5 protein-coding genes are annotated in these 3,384 nt (G+C 62.0%); 3 read left to right on the top strand and 2 right to left on the bottom strand.

From position 1 onward, the window contains the following. Nucleotides 1-84 precede the first annotated feature (84 nt). Entirely contained in the window at nucleotides 85-1,269 is a 1,185-nt protein-coding gene (locus N5D22_RS27045; RefSeq protein ID WP_279658621.1) for an AI-2E family transporter, read from the bottom strand. A gap of 85 nt (nucleotides 1,270-1,354) precedes the next feature. Continuing rightward, a complete protein-coding gene (locus N5D22_RS27050) occupies nucleotides 1,355-2,215 on the bottom strand; it encodes a VOC family protein (RefSeq protein ID WP_279658622.1) in 861 nt (286 codons plus the stop codon). Here N5D22_RS27050 and N5D22_RS27055 point away from each other — a divergent pair. From N5D22_RS27055 to N5D22_RS27065, 3 genes are all read left to right on the top strand, one after another. Beyond that, nucleotides 2,198-2,446, top strand: a complete 249-nt coding sequence (locus tag N5D22_RS27055; protein WP_279658623.1) for a hypothetical protein — start codon at nucleotides 2,198-2,200, stop codon at nucleotides 2,444-2,446. The two genes, N5D22_RS27050 and N5D22_RS27055, sit on opposite strands and share 18 nt — an antisense overlap. A gap of 47 nt (nucleotides 2,447-2,493) precedes the next feature. Next, nucleotides 2,494-2,904 carry a universal stress protein gene (locus N5D22_RS27060; RefSeq protein WP_279658624.1) on the top strand — a complete coding sequence of 137 codons (411 nt, stop codon included), beginning with the start codon at nucleotides 2,494-2,496 and terminating at the stop codon, nucleotides 2,902-2,904. A gap of 61 nt (nucleotides 2,905-2,965) precedes the next feature. After that, nucleotides 2,966-3,286 (top strand): TraR/DksA C4-type zinc finger protein, encoded by a 321-nt coding sequence (locus N5D22_RS27065; RefSeq protein ID WP_035260908.1) that lies wholly within the window; start codon nucleotides 2,966-2,968, stop codon nucleotides 3,284-3,286. The last annotated feature ends 98 nt before the right edge of the window (nucleotides 3,287-3,384 follow it).

Genomic DNA, 3,384 nt, shown 5'->3' on the forward strand with positions numbered 1-3,384 from the left:
CGATCTCCCCCCTTGTGGGGGAGATGCCCGGCAGGGCAGAGGGGGGTAAGCCCCACGCGCCCGCGCCTGCCATTGAAGCCGTGCTCAATCCGGCAGGTTCGGCACCACCCGGCGTGAGGGGAAGAGTTCCCGCGTCACCGTCATGGCGATCAGCGACAGCGGCAGCGCCAGCATGGCCCCGGCCGCCCCCCACATCCACGTCCAGAAAATGATCATCACGAAGACGAGGAAGGGGTTTATCTCCATGTTGCGGCCCACCACCGCCGGGAAGGCGAGGTTTTCCATCAAAAGGTGAATGGTGAAGAAGATCGCCGCCGGCAGAAGCGCCAGAACGATGTTGTCATGGGTGATGATACCAGCCACCGTCAGCGCTATCGTCATGGCGGTAATGCCGAGAAACGGCACGAAGCTGGAGAGGAAGGCGAACAGCCCCCAGAGCAGCGGCATGGCCAGCCCGCCGAAATAGGCGATGATCACCATCGTCACCCCGAGCCCGGCATAGATCAGCGCCGCCGTGGCGAAATAGGTGCCGAGCACCTCTTCCACCGAGCCGATGATGCGGATAGTCCTGAGCCGCTGGTGGCGGGCCGGAAAGGCCATGATGATCGCCTTGCGCAGCCGCAGCCGGCTATAGAGAAACATCAGCAGCGCGGCGAGGAAGATCAGGCCCTGAATGACCGCAGGGGTGACGTTGGAGCCGAGCACGGAAATGATTTCGCCGCTGCGCGAAATCAAGGATTCCATCGACATCGACCCCAGGCTGAAGCTCGCCGCCGAAATATTCAGCCATCTGAGGCTTTGCAGATAGGGCAGGAAACGGTCGATGCTGCGCTCCACCAGCGCCGGCCCTTCCGAAGCGAGAAGCGAGAGCGGCTCGGTCAGCGAATTGACCACGAAGAACATCACCGCCGCCACGAGGCTTGACAGGATGAGCGCGACGCCGAAGCCGGGAATGCCGTAGGAGCCGAGCTTTTCGGCGGCGATGCCGAGGATCATGCCCACCACGATGGCCATCACCACCGGAATGAGGATAAGCGACAATTCGTGGATGACCGCCATCAGCATGATGAGGAAGATGCCGATCACCGACCAGGCGACGACGACATCAAGCGCTTCGCGGCCAAGCGGCTGCTGGCTGCGCGCATCGTCGCGGCGCGAGGTGGAGGCCGGGGCCTCCAGCGCGGCGGCCCTTGGTGGCGGAACGGTTCCGGTCGTCGCCCCGGCGGTGGCCAATGTGCCGGTCTTGTCCGGTCTGGCGTTTTCATTCATCGAACGGTCCCCCAATCAGGTGACAAACGTTCGAAAAATGTGGCGGTTCCGGGGCGGCGTAAATTTCTGCCGCCCCTTTTTACGTTTATGCGGAAAGCTTTAGCCCAATGCCCCACGGATCTTTCAGGGCAATGCCGTCGCCCTGCCGCTCGGTGGCGATCTCCAGCCGGTCGAGTGCGGCAGCCGCCCTGTCGAGCGCCGCCGGCTCGTTGAATTTCAGCGAATAGCCGGAAAGGCCGGTCATATTGTCCTTGCGGGTTGTGGCGCCGCGGCTGTTCCAGATATTGGCGGCCACATGGTGGTGATAGGCCCCGGAACCGAAGAAGCTCGCGCCGGGATAACGCGCCATGATCTTCAGCCCCAGCACATCCTGATAAAACTCATCCGCCTGCGGAATATTGCCGACCTGCAGATGGATATGGCCGATGGCGGTTCCTTCCGCCGCACCGGTAAAGGCCGTCTTCGGCGCGCTGTCGTAAAGCGCCTGAAGGTTGAGGCCGAGGGTGGCCATCTCCACCGTGCCGTCCTGCTGGTAGGTCCATTCGTCAGGCGAACGGTCGCGATAGACCTCGATGCCGTTGCCTTCCGGGTCGGCAAGATAGATCGCCTCGCTGACCAGATGGTCGGACGCGCCCTGAAGCTGGACATTGTTATGGGCGGCATGCGCCAGCCAATGGGCCAGATCGTCCCGGCTCGGCATCAGGAAGGCGGTGTGGAACAGGCCTGCGGCGTTGCGCGGCGCGCGTTCCGCCGTGCCGGAGGTGGAAAGTGTAAGCAGCGGCTGGCCGCCGATACCCAGCACTTCGCCGCTCGGGTTCTTTTCAAGAACGGCAAGACCGATGATCTTCTGGTAGAAATCCGAAACGCGCGGCAGATCGTGAACGACGAGATGCGCCTGGCCGACATAGGCCGGCCGCGTCAGGGCGAATTGTTTGATTTCACTCATCATGATCTCCATATTGAATCCGAAGCGCCATGGGGCGGATCGGTCGCCGGAACTATCGGCCGACGCCGCTTTGCGGCGTTTGTCGAAGGCGAATATGGGCTGGTTTCGTCGTTCAGCAAAGATCACCGTCTGGCGATTGACTGTCCACTATTCGTTGACAATGCCCCGTTCCGGCCCGGCTCCGGCTTTGACTTCGATCAAGGTGAAGGCCGTGCCGAACGGGAAATATAAGCCTAGCCCGACACGCTAAACGGCGGATCAAGCCAAAGGAGACAGCCATGTACAGGAAGATCATCGTACCGGTAGACCTCAGCGCCACCGACAAGGGGGAAAGGATTCTCGAAAAGGCCAAGGCGCTGCTGGATCCCGATGGCGAGATCGTTCTCATCAACGTGGTCGAGGAACTGCCGGGCTATATGGCGATCGACCTGCCTGTCGACCTCATCGAAAACGCCATCAAGGACGCCAAGGCGAAGCTTTCGGACCTCAAGGCCAGGGCCGGTTTCAAGGGCAGCCAGGAAATCAGGAGCGGCGCGCCCGCGCGCGAAATCATCGCCGCCGCCGAGGAACACAAGGCCGACCTCATCATCATCGCGTCGCACACGCCGGATTTCAGCAATTACTTCATCGGCGCCACCGCGGACCGCGTGGTGCGCCACGCCAAATGCTCGGTGCTGGTGGATCGATAAAAGCCTGACGTTTTTGGGGTTGCGGGCGGGTTTTCCGCCCGTACCGGCTGGAGGAAAAAACATGAATGTCGAAAGTTACGAGAAAATCCTGCGTGACCGCCAGCGCGAGCTTTATCGCCGCCTGCACAAGATCGAAGCCGATTTCGAAGAGCCTCGCAATCCCGATGACGAGGACCGCGCCACCGAACGCAGCAATGACGAGGTGCTGGACGAGCTGGGGCAGGTGGGTCAGGACGAGCTGCGCGCCATCGACGCCGCCCTCGACCGTATCGCCAGCGGCACCTTCGGCACCTGCGTCAAATGCGGCAAGCGGATTTCGGAGGATCGGCTGAAGGCGGTGCCCTATACGCCGTTTTGCCAGGAATGCGCCGCGGCGTTGTGAGGGCAGGGGAAAGCGTGACTGGGTTTCTTCTCCCCGCCGGGGAGAAGGTGGCCCGAAGGGCCGGATGAGGGGGCAAGCTCTCCGAACACATCTACCCT

The organism is Agrobacterium sp. GD03872 (assembly GCF_029840625.1).
GTDB lineage: Bacteria > Pseudomonadota > Alphaproteobacteria > Rhizobiales > Rhizobiaceae > Agrobacterium > Agrobacterium fabrum_A.